The sequence below is a fragment of the Thiorhodococcus drewsii AZ1 genome (assembly GCF_000224065.1).
Taxonomy (GTDB): Bacteria; Pseudomonadota; Gammaproteobacteria; order Chromatiales; family Chromatiaceae; genus Imhoffiella; species Imhoffiella drewsii.
The window spans coordinates 1-14,966 of sequence record NZ_AFWT01000016.1; the positions used below are offsets into that span (position 1 = coordinate 1).

Sequence of the window (14,966 nt, forward strand, 5' to 3'; positions counted from 1 at the left end):
TGGTGATGGCAATGGCGGCACTGCAACAGGGCGCGCGTGCGCAGTCGCACCGGTACGCCGTTGTGACCACAGCTCGGGCAGACGAACCTCTGCGGCCAGCGCCATTGCTCCAGGGCTTCAACGCACAGAGCTTCACGGCCGTAGTGCGTCATAAATTCCTGCAAGCTCAAGCCCTTCTGAAATTGGATCGGGTTTTGTGCCATCAGCGTTTCTCCAGGAACTCGCGATGGTCTCAGTATGCGCCGACTCAGCACTCGCAGGCTGAGATTCGTAAATAATCAGGTGGGACTTTGATAGATATTCAAAACGGCAGGGCTGGGGTTAAGTTCAAAGGGTTCAAATATGTCAAGCGCAAACAACAAGAAGAAATCTATCCTGATTATTGGTCTGATGAGATATTGGATCTTGTTTTAGATTCAGCGAGCGCGATAGTCACAGCAGGAAACGCACTCAATCATCTTTGCTTATCTAAGACTGATTAACCGTCATCTTCAAGATGCATCAATTAGCTCTACCCCTCTGTTCCGCGCGATTCAGGTCAACGCCTACCGCATAATGGGACCCTGGCGTTACCGTCCGGACCACGGGGCGCGAGGTCGCGGGTTTCGATCGAATTTCGGGGTTATAGGTTGTTGTTGGTGTTCGGTCGACCGTCTCCCGCGCGCGAAGACATCTCTACCACCTCGCCAATGCAGCAGATGTCGAGAAGTCGCTTGAGTTGCCCATGGGCAACTTGCCTGAGCGGCAACTCCGCCCCCTCGCCCCACTGACCGACGAAGAGGTTCAAGACCTCCCCCTTCCCGCACCCGCATTGATGCTTGACGATTACCAGTAACCGGCTACCCTCTGATTACCAGTAACCAGTAACCAGTAACCAGTAACCAGGGAGCCGAGCCATGAACAACCGAGAGAAACAGGCCGCATTCAAGGCCCGCCAGCGCGAGATGGGATTGACCCAGGTCACCGAGTGGGTACCAGTAACCGCCCGAGAGACCTTCAAAGGTATCGCGACCAAGCTCCGCAACGGCGAGGCGGTAACCAGTAACCATGAAGTCGAGGCCCTGGAGCGCGAACTGGCCGAAGCTCGAGCCCTGATCGAGAAGCAGCGCCGCGAGATCGCCGTGCTCGCCGAGGAGCTGGCAGCCCGACCTCGCGCGCCTGACGAGCCGCTACCGCCGAACCCTGACCTCGAGGCCGAATTTCAGGCGTGGCTGAAGACCGAGCACCCGGAGCCGGAGCTATCCGACCGGGACCGCCGGATCCGGGATCTGTACCAGCAAGGGACCACCAAGCGGGCGATCGGCCGCGAGCTGGGGATCTCGGACGGGACCGTTCGGAAGATCCTTGGGCGGCTGGGGAACGATTAAACGTCACTGTTGCGGAATTCAGCTATGCCATTGCCACCCAACGTCAAAAGCGTCATCAATGAGCACGCCGCCTACACAGCACGCCAGCGTGGAGTCGATCCAACTCCGGTCCCGGCCAACGAGACATGCGGCGCCAAGACCCGCAAGGGCACGCCTTGCAAGCGGCGAGACATCTACTCGAACGGCCGCTGTTGGCTGCACGGTGGAGGTTCGACAGGACCGCGAACCGCCGAGGGCAAGGCGCGATCGGCGCTTAATGGTCGGCTTGGAGGGAGGCCAAGAAAGCGAAGCCCATGAAGGGAAGAGAAAAGTCCAGAATCCGGCGCGAGTTCGCCCCTCAGAGGTTGGCAGCCCAACCCAGAGGTAGGCCGTTGAAGTTGGCCTATGAGCATTGCATCCAGGTCCGCCCGGGACCGGCCCATGCGGGTGTGTTGTCTTTGGACGTTATGAGACCCTGCCAGACAACAAGGGTATCCGGCGCCATTTGGGGGCAACTATAGGGGCAACCCGATGAATGACACAAAAAATATCCTTTTATATACAATTAATTGAGCGTTTAATTCGATAGACCTCGGCCCACCAAATACCCATCCAGCAAGATCCAAGAACGTCATCAAGCCCGCCTAAGTGCGGGTTTTTTTATTGCCTATTTGTCTTACAACGTCCAGCGAGATTCATTGACAGCCTGAATCCGCAGGGGGATGTATGCGGGGAACCTCTCATTCCTCGGTAGAGGCTGCCCCCAGATAGGTCCCCAGGACGCCCGCGATCGGCGCGAAGAGGCTCGCGGACGGGCTGGTTGATCTCCAGTCGACCGACGACGGAGCGCGCCGAGCCAAGGTCCTCGACCAGCTGTTGCGAACAATGCCGGGAAGCGATCGGGAGTGCTCCACCGATGGTTGAGGCCGACCCGACGATGCCGAGTGGATGGAACCCTGCCTCTGCCGGTCGAACCACGGGCGGCGACAGCGCGGGGTTCGACAAGATTTCGGCCCCCTGGAGCGCTCGACAGCAGATGAACACAAGCACTGATCGTGCCGCTGAGGGAACGGGCGAGCCCCAGGGTCCTAGAGCGCCGGCCCGCCTCAGCAATGGGGCGGGCTTTTTCATGCTCGAATTCCTGGATCATGCCTTCACCAAGCGAGCGGCCCGCAAGAAGCAGAGCGTACCGATCTGATAGCCCGTTCGGAACGCATCGGCCCGCCCGGCGCCGGCACCAGCAAAGACCGGGCATCCGCTATCCTTGGCACCATGACCCAAGGCATCCCCTGTCCCCTCTGCGCGAGTGCCTCGTGCGTCCTCGAAACCCGCATGGCCAACCCTAATGTCAGAAAAAGGATGATTGCCTTGCACAGTTAGTGATTATCGTCTGAATCTATTTGAGGCATAGAAACAACTTTGATTTTTAGCTCGCGAAAACCTGTTGATATCTGCTCAATTTCTTTGGCAATCTTTTCGAGCTGTGTTGCTGATCTTGCTTCTGGCGATGACGCGGCATCTGTGCCAAGAAAGGAATCGACATCTAGAGGGCAAACAACCGGCGTCATTTCTTTCTTGCCCTTCTTGAATTTACAGGTGACATAAATCTTCTTTTCCCCGATTGCGTTCTTTAATCCACCGTATTGCCCCCAAAAGATCCGTCGAGTTTCTCCAGGTGCAAGTGCAGGAATTCCATTGATGAGTGGCCCGCTTTTCATTGGGGCGATCTCACTTGATTCGCGCGGTTCCTCCCCCCAACCGAAAGCCCGCTCTGGTATCAGGTCAGACAGGAAGAAATGCACATCGCGCGCCAATCCCGTGCCGATATTCTTGATTACTAGCTGTAGGACAGTTGGATGATCATCTTGGTGGACAACAGTTACCACGACGCAAGGATCTGATTGCGCATCAAGGATTTTTCTTGTAAGCCTCACATATATAAACGTGAACACTGTGAGCAGAACAGTGGAAGCTGTTGTTATCCAATCGCTCCAGTTAAGCTTGGACGCTATGTCTGCGAGATGCTGGGTAAGCGTGGTTAAGAGCTGACCTGATTATTAACATGCCTCAGCCATTTTCAGGAGACGGTGTGGCATCGGTGGAGTTCGCACGGCAGCCCATCCAAGGCGCGGGAGCATGGAGGCCAGATCAAATCGGCGATTGAAGCGATAGCAAAACTCGGCCAGGAAGCGCGGCAGATGCTTGCTGCTCACCTGATGATAGGAACCATGCAGGCTGTTTTTGACGTTACCGAGGACGGTGTTAAGCCACTGAAATTCGGGCAAGGCCATGCTGCGATAGCCGCCACCGGTGACGACGGGCTGGTGCTCGAACCCGGCGCTGGCGACGCCACGAAAGCACGCCAACCCATCGGTGAGCACGATGGCATTGGGATCGAAATGGCGCTTGGCGAAGCGCTCGACTTCGCGCGTGCGGAAGCCGGCCACCTTGCCCAGGCATAGCCCGATCGGGTGGCCTTCTTCGTTGCAGGACAAAGCGGCGATAAACGGAATCTTGTTCGGTGAGCCGCGCCCAGGCTTGGCGCCGTGACGCTCCCCGCCCCAGTAGGCATCGTCGACCTCGATAACGCCCTTGAGTCGGGTTTGGTCGTCACGTTCTTTCATGACCTGCAACAGCTTGTGCTTGACCCGCCAAGCGGTGAGATAGGAGACGCCCAGATGACGCTTGAGCTCCAGCGCAGAGATGCCGTTTTTCTGCTGCGTCAACAAGAACATCGCCAGGAACCAGGTCGTGAGCGGCAGCTTGGTCGCCTCGAAGATCGTCCCAGCCGTTACGGAGGTTTGGTGATGGCAATGGCGGCACTGCAACAGGGCGCGCGTGCGCAGTCGCACCGGTACGCCGCTGTGACCACAGCTCGGGCAGACGAACCTCTGCGGCCAGCGCCATTGCTCCAGGGCCTCAACGCACAGAGCTTCACGGCCGTAGTGCGTCATAAATTCCTGCAAGCTCAAACCCTTCTGAAATTGGATCGGGTTTTGTGCCATCAGCGTTTCTCCAGGAACTCGCGATGGTCTCAGTATGCGCCGACTCAGCACTCGTAGGCTGAGCTTCGTAAATAATCAGGTCGCATCACGTTTTCCTAATGGCTCAATCTGCATTCCGGAGAATTAAGTCGACGACTGGCACGGTAACCACAGGTCTCGGGGAGTAGCTGTTCCCGACGGCTTCCACCTGCGCCGGTGCCTCAGTCCGAACCATAGTTCCGTTTCCAGTCACCGCTCATCGCACCAGATGTGCGGATTTCCCGCATCCGGCGCTCGGACGAGGTGTCATGTCTTCGCCAACGGAAGGTCACGCGTGCGCACCGTCAGCTGTTGCAACCCCAGCGTGTCAATAGAGGTAGCTGTCAGGGAAGCGTGCGGTTCCCTGACCAGGCTGTTTGTGCTTGTTGCATAACCACCAGCGCAGCCGCCCGTGTGCATGCTGATCGACCGCTCGATAGGCGTTGCTCACCGGCCCGAGGAAGAAGTAGTTGGCCCAACCGATCAAGGTCCGGTTGAGACGCCCTACGCGCTCCGCTGGGTCCAGCAGCAGCCATCGTCGGCTGGTCAGCTCGCTGATCGTGCGGCATACCTTCTTTGGCATTATCGATGACCTGCTCCAGCGTCTCCCCAGCCAAAAATCATCCGAGCAGGCCCGGCACTACGACCCCAAACGCCAAGGCACATCGCATGAATCAGCGCCGACAGCTCACTCCCCAATTGCGGCCTGCTGGGCCGGGGTGCGCGCCTTGACGGACAACGCATGCAGTTCGCCGCTCGCGACCTGATCGCGGACCGTCTCCATCACCAAACGCTCGCGTTTGATCGGGGGCATGCCCTCGAAGGTCTCGCTGACGATGATGGCCTCGAAATGACCGCCATCGTCACCGCTCACACGCACCTCGGCGCCAGGGATGCCGGCGCGAATGAGATCTGCCACTGCTTCGGTTTCCATCATTTTGCTCCGTCGGTGGGTTAACCGGAATCCAGCAATTGGAACCGCAAAGAGGCACAGCAACCCGTTGGATCATTCACGTTTCTATGCGCTTTGCGGTCCCGATGAGACTGTCTGAAATCAGAGCTCTCGCGTAGCCAGGAAGCGAACGTCCGGCCAACGCTCCTGAGCCAGGTTGAGGTTGACCATGGTCGGGGCCAGATACACCAGCTGATCGTCGCCATCCAGGGCGAGATGCTCGTAATTCTTCTCCCTGAAGCGTTCGAGCATCTTGGAATCGTCGCACTCGATCCAGCGGGCGGTCTTGACGCTGACCGCCTCGACGATGGCATCGACACCATACTCGTCCTTGAGACGATAGGCCGCCACATCGAACTGCAGTACGCCCACTGCGCCCAGGATGAGCTCGTTGTTCTTGAGCGGACGGAAGGATTGGGTCGCGCCCTCCTCCGAGAGCTGCAACACCCCTTTCTGCAACGCCTTCATCCGCAGCGGATCCTTGAGCACGACACGGCGGAACAGCTCGGGCGCGAAATAGGGAATGCCCTCATATTTGAGCGCCTCGCCTTCGCTGAAGGTATCGCCGATCTGAATGGTGCCATGGTTGTGCAGACCGATGATGTCGCCCGGCCATGCCTCCTCGACATGACGGCGCTCATCAGCCTGAAAGGTGATGGCATTGGCGACCTGAATGGCCTTTCCGGTGCGCACATGGCGCATCTTCATGCCCTTCTTGTAGCGCCCCGAGCAGACCCGCATGAAAGCGACGCGGTCGCGATGCGCCGGGTCCATGTTCGCCTGAATCTTGAACACGAAGCCGGTGAATGCCTCCTCGCTGGGCGAAACCGCGCGCTGCTGGGTCGAGCGCGGACGCGGCGGCGGGGCATATTGGACGAAGGCGTCCAGCAGTTCGCGCACGCCGAAATTGTTGATCGCCGAACCGAAGAAAACCGGGGTCTGCTTCCCGGCCAAATAGGCGTCCATGTCCAGTGCATGACTCGCCCCCTGGACCAACTCCATCTCGTCGCGCAACTCCTGGGCCTGATCGCCCAGCACCTCGTCCATGCGCGGATTGTCGATCCCATCGATGATCTCGCCCTCGGCGATCTTGCCGCCATGCTGGGCGCTGAAGAGATGCGTCTTGCCCGAACGTAGATCGTAGACCCCTTTGAACCGTTTACCCATGCCGATGGGCCAGGTCAGAGGCGTGCATTGGATCTTGAGCACCGCCTCGATCTCATCAAGGATCTCGATGGCATCGCGCCCCTCGCGGTCGAGCTTGTTGACGAAGGTCAGGATCGGGGTGTCGCGCAGCCGGCAGACATCCATCAGCTTGATGGTCCGTTCCTCGACACCCTTGGCGACGTCGATCACCATCAGCGCAGAGTCGACCGCCGTCAGCGTCCGGTAGGTATCCTCGGAGAAGTCCTCATGGCCGGGGGTGTCGAGCAGGTTGACGATGGCCTCGCCATAGGGAAACTGCATGACCGACGAGGTTACGGAGATGCCGCGCTCCTTCTCCAGCTCCATCCAGTCGGAGGTGGCATGCCTGGCCGCCTTGCGGCCCTTGACCGTGCCGGCGAGCTGAATCGCGCCGCCGAACAGCAACAGCTTCTCGGTCAGAGTGGTCTTACCCGCGTCGGGATGCGAGATGATGGCAAAGGTACGGCGCTTGTGGAGTTGCTCTTGGAGCTCGCTCATAGGACAGGGATGGAGATACGATTACGCTGGTAAATCGCGGGAGTATATCCAATCCCCGCGACTCAGGCACGACCCGCGAGGGCGCTCGCCGAACCTCAGGCGACCTGATGCCCGCTATCGAGCCCCATCAACTGACGCGCGAGCACGGCCGCATCCTCGCGCCCCTGGCGCGCCGGATAGTAACGACGGCGCAGACCGATCTCGCAGAACCCCTCGGAGGCGTACAGCTCCTTGGCACTCGCATTGGATGCCCTCACCTCCAGAAACGCCGTTTCGGCCCCCTGACCGACCGCCAGCGCCATGAGATGACGCAGCATCTCTCGACCGTGGCCGCGCCGCTGATGCGCCGGATGGACGCAAAGATTGAAGACGTGACATTCACCGACCGCGACCGACATGATCCCATGCGCCACGATCTCGGAGCCGAGTTCGCCAACCCAGCAGGAATATTCGACCCGCAGACAATCCCGAAAGGTTTCGAGGGTCCAGGGGAATTCGTAGGACGCGCGCTCCACCCCGAGAACCCGGCTCAGGTCATCGTCGCACATGGGTCTAAAGGTCAACATGGAGTTCTCCAACAAAGCCGCTCATCGCGTGTCCGGACGTCGATCTCGGGATCGCAAGGCGCGGCACTATAGGCAGATGACGGGGATCATGTCACGGCCGTTTGATCGAAAAGGGACGCACGGGACGCCCACAATGGCCTAGGCTTTCGGGCTATAGTTCTTCATTATTTAAACCTTGAACACTCGAAACGGCTGTACGGCATCGAGATGCCGACGGCCCACCTAACCGACCCGATTCGACGGATTCGGAGTCCAGCGCTGCAATGCCGCGTCGCGGTCATCCCCTTTCCACACACCTTTCGGATAGTTCGATGTCGCACAAGAGCATGGTCACACTCGACGGCAACGAAGCCGCCGCCTACGTCGCCCATATGACCAACGAGGTCATCGCCATCTACCCCATCACGCCCTCCTCCAACATGGGCGAGTGGGCGGACGACTGGTCCGCTCAGGGGATCTCAAACCTGTGGGGCACGATCCCCGATGTCGTCGAAATGCAGAGCGAGGCCGGCGCTGCCGGCGCCATCCATGGTGCCTTACAGGGCGGATCGCTAGCCACCACCTTCACGGCCTCGCAAGGGCTGCTGCTGATGATCCCGAACATGTATAAGATCGCCGGCGAACTCTCGCCGACGGTCTTCCACGTGTCGGCACGCTCCCTTGCCGCTCAGGCCCTGTCGATCTTCGGCGACCATTCGGACGTCATGGCCTGCCGGGCGACCGGATACGCCATGCTCTGCGCCGCCTCGGTGCAGGAGGTCATGGACTTTGCCCTGATCGCTCAGGCGGCGACACTGGAAAGCCGAATTCCTTTCCTACATTTCTTCGACGGCTTCCGCACCTCGCACGAGGTCACCAAGATCGAGAAGCTGCCGGTCGAAACCATCCGCGCCATGATCGACGAAGATCTGGTCGCGGACTGCCGAGAGCGGGCACTGAATCCGGACCGCCCCAAGTTACGCGGCACCTCCCAGAATCCAGACGTCTATTTCCAGGGCCGCGAAAGCGTCAATCCCTACTACACCGCGACGCCGGATATCGTCCAAGGCGTCATGGACCGTCTCGCCGCGCTCACCGGACGCCAGTACGGACTCTTCGAATACGTGGGCGCGCCCGATGCCGAACGCGTGATCGCGCTCATGGGCTCAGGCATCGGTGCCGCCGAGGAAACGGTGGATCACCTAGTCGCGCAGGGAGAGAAGGTCGGACTCATCAAGGTCCGACTGTTCCGCCCATTCGACCCAGCTCGATTGATCGCCGCCCTGCCCGACACGGCCAAATGCATTGCCGCGCTCGACCGCACCAAGGAACCCGGCGCCGACGGCGAACCGCTCTACAAGGACATCCTGACCGCCCTGGCCCAGGCCCACGGCGAGGGACAGATCGACCGCATGCCACGCGTTTTCGGCGGTCGCTATGGTCTGTCCTCCAAGGAGTTCACCCCAGCCATGGTCAAGGGCGTCTTCGACGCACTCGCCCAGCCAACCCCACGCAATCATTTCACCGTCGGCATCATCGACGACGTCGGTCACAGCAGCCTGGAGTGGGATCCGAGCTTCAAGTCGAGCGCCATTCAGAACGTTACCGCCTGCGTCTTCTATGGTCTCGGGTCCGATGGAACCGTCTCGGCCAACAAGAACTCGATCAAGATCATCGCCGAGGAGACATCCAACTTCGGTCAAGGCTATTTCGAGTACGACTCCAAGAAAGCCGGAGCCATCACGATCAGCCATCTGCGCTTCGGACCGCGCCCCATCAATAGCACCTACCTGATCGGCGACGACGAGGCGAGCTTCGTCGCCTGTCATCAACCGACCTTCCTGACCCGCTACGAGATGCTCGACAAGGCACGCCCGGGCGGTGTCTTCCTGCTCAACTCTCACACCCCGCCCGACCAGGTCTGGAACGATCTGCCGCGCCGGATGCAGCAGATCATGCTCGACAAGGCGCTGACCTTCTATGTCATCGACGCCTACGGCATCGCCGCCGAGACAGGGATGGGGCGGCGCATCAACACCATCATGCAGACCTGCTTCTTTGCCATCTCCGGGATCCTGCCCAAGGACGAGGCGATCGCCCACATCAAGGAGGCGGTCAAAAAGACCTATGGCAAAAAGGGCCAGCGCCTGCTGGACCGCAACTACCAGGCCATCGACGCAACACTGGCCGGCCTGCGCCAGGTCGAGATTCCTGCCGAGGTATCGAGCACCTTCGATCGCCCGCCCGTAGTCCCGGATGACGCACCCGACTTCGTGCGCCGCGTCACCGCCACCCTGCTGGCCGGACAAGGCAACCAGCTTCCGGTCAGCCTCATGCCGGCAGACGGCACCTGGCCGACCGGAACCACGCGCTTCGAGAAACGCGATCTGGCACTGAAGCTGCCCACGTGGGACAAGGATCTCTGCACCCAGTGCGGCAAGTGCCCACTGGTCTGTCCACACGCGGCGATCCGCGCCAAGGTCTATCCGGCCGATCTCGTCGATTCAGCGCCCGAAGGATTCCTGCACGCGACCATCAAGGGCAAGGACTTCCCCGAGGGCTATCAGGTCACCTATCAGATCGCGCCCGAGGACTGCACCGGATGCGGACTTTGCGTCGAGGTCTGTCCGATCCGCGACCGCAAGAATCCCGAGCACAAGGCGCTGGACATGGTCGCAGCCGAACGCATCCATGAGCAGGAACGGGCCAATTGGGATTTCTTCCTGACCCTTCCGGAATACGACCGTACCCGGCTGGATGCATCCAAGATCAAGCACGCCATGATGATGCAGCCACTGTTCGAATTCTCCGGGGCCTGTGTCGGCTGCGGCGAGACGCCCTATATCAAACTCGCCACCCAACTCTTCGGCGACCGCATGCTGATCGCCAACGCCACCGGTTGCTCGTCCATTTATGGCGGCAACCTGCCGACCACGCCCTACACCACGACCCCCGAGGGTCGCGGCCCGAGCTGGAACAACTCGCTGTTCGAGGACAATGCCGAGTTCGGTCTGGGACTGCGCCTCGCGGTCGACAAGCAGAGCGCCCATGCCCGCGAACTGGTCGCCCGCCTGGCGGATCGGATCGGATCGGAGTTGGCTGAGACCCTGCTGAGCGCCGACCAATCGAGCGAAGCGGGTCTCCACGAACAGCGTGACCGGGTTAGCGCGCTGCGCGAGTGTCTGGCGGGAATCGAGGGCCCGGAGGCGCGCACGCTGGAGAGCATCTGCGACCAGCTGGTCCGACGCAGCGTCTGGATCGTCGGCGGTGACGGCTGGGCCTACGACATCGGCTACGGCGGCGTCGATCATGTCCTGGCCAGCGGACGCAACGTCAATCTGCTGATCCTGGACACCGAGGTCTACTCCAACACCGGCGGACAGAACTCCAAGGCGACACCGATGGGTGCAGTCGCCAAGTTCGCGGCCGGCGGCAAGCCGACCTTCAAGAAGGACCTGGCGATGATGGCCATGGCCTACGAGAACGTCTACGTCGCCCAGGTCGCCTTCGGCGCCAAGGACGTACAGACCGTGCGCGCCTTCATGGAAGCCGAATCTTACGACGGCCCCTCGGTCATCATCTGCTACTCGCCCTGCATCGCGCATGGCGTCGATCTGTCCAACAACCTGCGCCAGCAGGACATGGCCGTCAATGCAGGCCACTGGGCGCTGTTCCGTTACGATCCGCGCCGATCCGCCCGAGGAGAGAATCCGCTTCTGATCGACTCCAAGCCGCCGAGCATTCCCTATCGGGATTTCACGAACTCGGAGACCCGATTCAGCCTGCTGAACCGCACCCATCCGGAGGCTGCGGAGCACTTTCTGCAGCTCGCGCAGAAGCATGTAACAACGCGGTTCGATCTCTACGAACAGCTGGCCCATCTGGCGGTCCAGAAGGCACCGTCGAGCGAGTAGGCCCGACGATCGAGGACGGATCCCGCGCCAGGGATCCGTCATTGCCCCCACAGTTTCGTAAACGAGGCGTACCCGACCATGAACCTGACGACCCATTACCTCGGCCTGGAACTCAAGAACCCGCTGGTTCCCTCGGCCTCCCCGCTGACCAAGAGCCTCGACATCGCGCGCGAACTCGAAGACAGCGGCGCAGCCGCCATCATCATGTATTCACTGTTCGAGGAGGCCATCACGGCCGAGTCCGAATCCATGGTGCGCTTCCTACACCAACAGGACATCGGATTCGCCGAGAGCACGACCGGCTTCCTGCCCGACCATCAGGATTTCGAGAACGGACTCGAACGCTATCTGAATCAGGTCCGCGCGCTCAAGGAGACGCTCGACATCCCCGTCATCGCCAGTCTCAACGGGGTCACCGACAGCGGCTGGATCAAGCATGCGATCGAGCTGGAGCAGGCCGGAGCCGACGCGATCGAGCTGAACGTCTACTACGTCGCGGCCAAGTTGGATCAGACCGGAACGGAGGTCGAGGACCTCTATCTCAAGCTGCTGCGCGATCTGCGCGGCCAGATCTCCATCCCGATCAACATGAAGCTCTCACCGGCCTTCAGCGCGGTCGGCAATTTTGTCACGCGTCTCGCGGCTGCGGGCGCCAACGGGGTCTCGCTCTTCAACCGCTTCTACCAGCCCGACATCGACATCGGCCGCCTCAGGCTACAGGCCAGACTCACACCATCGACCTCCGCCGAGTCGCTGCTCGCCATGCGTTGGATCGCCCTCCTCCACGGCCGTATCCAGGGGCTTTCGTTGGGTGCCACCGGAGGCATCCACACCGCCGAGGATGCCATCAAGCTGCTGCTCGCCGGGGCCGATGTCGTACACGTTTGCAGCGCGCTGCTCGACAAGGGGCCGAGCTATGTCGCACTGCTGCTTGCCGACATCTCGGACTGGATGCAAGAGCAGGGATTCCAGTCGGTCGAGGATTTCCGCGGACGGGTGAGCGCGCTCTCGATCCCCAACCCGGCGGAGCTCGAGCGCGCCAATTATCTCAACGTCCTCGACAGCTATAGCCCGGCGGCCGGCGTGCGAGTCTGACCCCTTCCCCTCCTCTCACCAGAGGGGCGCGATCCGCGCCCCCACTGCCTTCGCGCACTTATCAATCTACGGGATTGAAATAATCAATCATTCTTTGATTGACGATTGTCAGCATAGACCAACAGAATCCGTCGCGCCCCAACTCGCGCGCACACAATCACTAAAAGCAATAACGAGAGGCACCGCGCTCGCCCAACGAGCAGGCGGGTAGCATTTTGCGCGCGTTCCGACCAACGGGAAATCCCGTACTAGCCTCGGCACCTTAGAGGCCGATCCGTGCTGCCCGACTCTCACATAACAATTCCAACGCAAAAGTAGGAAGCTCATGCAACAAGAATCGGTCGACGCCATCAAGGCGCATCCGCGTTATCAGGAACTGGTGTGCTCACGCAAGTGTTTCGCCTGGAACCTAACGTTCATCATTCTGGCCATCTACTACGGCTTCATCATGGTCATCGCCTTCGTGCCCTCCTGGCTTGGCACACCAATCGCGGCTGGCGCGACAACCACGATCGGGATCCCGGTCGGCGTCGCCATCATTCTCGCCGCCTTTGCCCTCACCGGAATCTACGTGGCCCGGGCCAACGGCCGCTTCGACGCCCTGACCAAAGAGATCCGAGAGGACATGCAATGAAACGTTTCGCAATCTGGGGCACCCTGTTGGCGCTGCTCACGCCCTTCGTACTCGTCGCCGCGCCGGCGATGACCGGCGAGGTCGAGATGCAGACGATCAACTACACCGCCATCGGCATGTTCCTGCTCTTCGTCGCCGGCACCTTGGGCATCACCTACTGGGCCGCCAAGCGTACCCGCTCGGCCAAGGATTTCTACACCGCCGGCGGCGGTATCACTGGTTTCCAGAACGGTCTGGCCATCGCGGGCGACTTCATGTCCGCCGCCTCCTTCCTGGGCATCTCCGGCCTGGTGTTCGCGTCCGGCTACGACGGTCTCATCTACTCCATCGGCTTCCTGGTCGGCTGGCCGGTGATCATGTTCCTGATCGCCGAGCAGATCCGCAATCTGGGCAAGTTCACCTTCGCCGACGTCAGCTCCTACCGCTTCGGCCAGACCCCGATCCGCAGCATGGCGGCCATCTCCTCGCTGGTCGTGGTCGCCTTCTACCTGATCGCCCAAATGGTCGGCGCCGGCAAGCTGATTCAGCTGCTGTTCGGTCTGGAGTATTGGATCGCCGTGGTCGCGGTCGGCGTGCTCATGATGGTCTATGTCATCTTCGGCGGCATGACCGCCACCACCTGGGTGCAGATCATCAAGGCGATGCTGCTGCTCGCAGGCGCGACCTTCATGGCCCTCGCCTCACTGGCGCATTTCGGTTTCTCGCCCGAGGAAATGTTCCGTCAGGCCGTCGCCGTCCACCCCAAGGGGGATGCCATCATGGGTCCCGGCACTCTGGTCACGGACCCGCTCAACGCCATCTCGCTGGGTCTGGCCCTCATGTTCGGTACCGCCGGCCTGCCCCACATCCTGATGCGATTCTTCACCGTTCCGGATGCCAAGGAGGCGCGTAAATCGGTGTTCTATGCCACCGGTTTCATCGGCTACTTCTACATCCTGACCTTCATCATCGGCTTCGCGGCGATCGTGCTGCTCACCCAGCACCCCGAGTTCTTCAAGCCCGGCGCACTCCTTGATGGCACCATCGTCGACGTCAAGGGCGTCAGCGGCGGCACCAACATGGTCGCCATCCGACTGGCCGAGGCCGTCGGCGGCAATCTCTTCCTCGGCTTCATCTCGGCCGTTGCCTTCGCCACCATCCTCGCAGTGGTCTCCGGACTGACCCTGGCCGGCGCCTCGGCCATCTCGCACGACCTCTATGCCAGCGTCATCGCACGCGGACGCAGTAACGAGGCCACCGAGATCCGCGTTTCCAAGTTCGCCACCTTCGCACTGGGTCTGGTCGCCATCGGCCTGGGTATCGCCTTCGAGACCCAGAACGTGGCCTTCATGGTGGGTCTGGCCTTTGCCATCGCGGCAAGCGCCAACTTCCCGGTCCTCATCACCTCGATCTTCTGGGGCAAGATGACCACCCGGGGCGCAGTCGTCGGTGGACTCGTGGGTCTGATCAGCGCCGTTATCCTGACCATCCTATCCAAGGCAGTCTGGGGTGACGTGCTCGGTCATACGGCCATGGTCGACGGCAAGGAAATCGCGGTTGGCCTGATCGGCCTGAACAACCCGGCGATCATCTCCATGCCGCTGGCGTTCTTCTTCATCTGGCTGGTCTCTCTCCTCGACAATTCGGAGCGCGCCAAGCTGGATCGGGCCGCCTTCGATGCCCAGAAGATCCGCTGCGAAACCGGCATCGGAGCCGAGGGCGCAGCCAGCCACTGAGGCATCGCAGGACAGCCGTCACCACGGGACAGGGACGTTCCGTGAGCGGCAGGCAAAAA

The 14,966-nt window shown here is 60.8% G+C and carries 14 protein-coding genes; 7 read left to right on the forward strand and 7 right to left on the reverse strand.

The window, feature by feature from the left end:
• On the reverse strand, positions 1 to 203 hold a 203-nt coding region (locus THIDRDRAFT_RS24580; RefSeq protein WP_007041116.1), incomplete at its 3' end, for a transposase.
• A 693-nt stretch (positions 204 to 896) separates the two neighbouring features.
• Between THIDRDRAFT_RS24580 and THIDRDRAFT_RS11985 the strand changes: the two genes are divergently transcribed.
• The 3 genes from THIDRDRAFT_RS11985 to THIDRDRAFT_RS26165 all read left to right on the forward strand — a co-directional run bounded on the left by THIDRDRAFT_RS11985 (position 897) and on the right by THIDRDRAFT_RS26165 (position 2,544).
• Positions 897 to 1,367, forward strand: coding sequence for a hypothetical protein (locus THIDRDRAFT_RS11985; RefSeq protein WP_007041117.1), 471 nt, complete (start codon positions 897 to 899; stop codon positions 1,365 to 1,367).
• Between the two features lie 24 nt (positions 1,368 to 1,391).
• Entirely contained in the window at positions 1,392 to 1,664 is a 273-nt protein-coding gene (locus THIDRDRAFT_RS27315) for an HGGxSTG domain-containing protein (protein ID WP_083827478.1), read from the forward strand.
• Between the two features lie 718 nt (positions 1,665 to 2,382).
• Positions 2,383 to 2,544 carry a hypothetical protein gene (locus tag THIDRDRAFT_RS26165; RefSeq protein WP_159105405.1) on the forward strand — a complete coding sequence of 54 codons (162 nt, stop codon included), beginning with the start codon at positions 2,383 to 2,385 and terminating at the stop codon, positions 2,542 to 2,544.
• A 178-nt stretch (positions 2,545 to 2,722) separates the two neighbouring features.
• On the opposite strand, the gene THIDRDRAFT_RS25595 is transcribed toward THIDRDRAFT_RS26165, so the two are convergent.
• The 6 genes from THIDRDRAFT_RS25595 to rimI form a co-directional block, all read right to left on the reverse strand.
• The gene (locus THIDRDRAFT_RS25595) at positions 2,723 to 3,232 is read right to left on the reverse strand and encodes a hypothetical protein (protein WP_139058713.1); all 510 of its coding nucleotides are present in this window, start codon (positions 3,230 to 3,232) and stop codon (positions 2,723 to 2,725) included.
• Between the two features lie 171 nt (positions 3,233 to 3,403).
• On the reverse strand, positions 3,404 to 4,351 hold the full coding sequence (locus tag THIDRDRAFT_RS11995; protein WP_007041119.1) for an IS1595 family transposase: 948 nt from the start codon (positions 4,349 to 4,351) through the stop codon (positions 3,404 to 3,406).
• A 346-nt stretch (positions 4,352 to 4,697) separates the two neighbouring features.
• On the reverse strand, positions 4,698 to 4,952 hold the full coding sequence (locus THIDRDRAFT_RS12000) for a group II intron maturase-specific domain-containing protein (protein WP_007041120.1): 255 nt from the start codon (positions 4,950 to 4,952) through the stop codon (positions 4,698 to 4,700).
• 105 nt (positions 4,953 to 5,057) lie between these two features.
• Positions 5,058 to 5,303, reverse strand: a complete 246-nt coding sequence (locus THIDRDRAFT_RS12005) for a BolA family protein (protein WP_007041121.1) — start codon at positions 5,301 to 5,303, stop codon at positions 5,058 to 5,060.
• Positions 5,304 to 5,423: 120 nt separating this feature from the next.
• A complete protein-coding gene (locus tag THIDRDRAFT_RS12010) occupies positions 5,424 to 7,004 on the reverse strand; it encodes a peptide chain release factor 3 (protein ID WP_007041122.1) in 1,581 nt (526 codons plus the stop codon).
• Positions 7,005 to 7,099: 95 nt separating this feature from the next.
• Complete coding sequence (gene rimI / locus THIDRDRAFT_RS12015; protein WP_007041123.1) at positions 7,100 to 7,570, reverse strand: ribosomal protein S18-alanine N-acetyltransferase; 471 nt, start codon at positions 7,568 to 7,570, stop codon at positions 7,100 to 7,102.
• Between the two features lie 311 nt (positions 7,571 to 7,881).
• Here rimI and nifJ point away from each other — a divergent pair, with 311 nt between their 5' ends.
• The 4 genes from nifJ (at position 7,882) to THIDRDRAFT_RS12035 (ending at position 14,907) form a co-directional block, all read left to right on the forward strand.
• Positions 7,882 to 11,463, forward strand: a complete 3,582-nt coding sequence (gene nifJ, locus THIDRDRAFT_RS12020) for a pyruvate:ferredoxin (flavodoxin) oxidoreductase (RefSeq protein ID WP_007041124.1) — start codon at positions 7,882 to 7,884, stop codon at positions 11,461 to 11,463.
• Between the two features lie 78 nt (positions 11,464 to 11,541).
• Positions 11,542 to 12,558: a dihydroorotate dehydrogenase-like protein gene (locus THIDRDRAFT_RS12025; RefSeq protein WP_007041125.1), complete on the forward strand. Its 1,017-nt coding sequence runs from the start codon at positions 11,542 to 11,544 to the stop codon at positions 12,556 to 12,558.
• Between the two features lie 325 nt (positions 12,559 to 12,883).
• Positions 12,884 to 13,192, forward strand: coding sequence for a DUF485 domain-containing protein (locus THIDRDRAFT_RS12030; protein WP_007041126.1), 309 nt, complete (start codon positions 12,884 to 12,886; stop codon positions 13,190 to 13,192).
• Positions 13,189 to 14,907: a cation acetate symporter gene (locus tag THIDRDRAFT_RS12035; protein WP_007041127.1), complete on the forward strand. Its 1,719-nt coding sequence runs from the start codon at positions 13,189 to 13,191 to the stop codon at positions 14,905 to 14,907. The genes THIDRDRAFT_RS12030 and THIDRDRAFT_RS12035 overlap by 4 nt, the downstream gene beginning before the upstream one ends.
• Positions 14,908 to 14,966 lie beyond the last annotated feature (59 nt).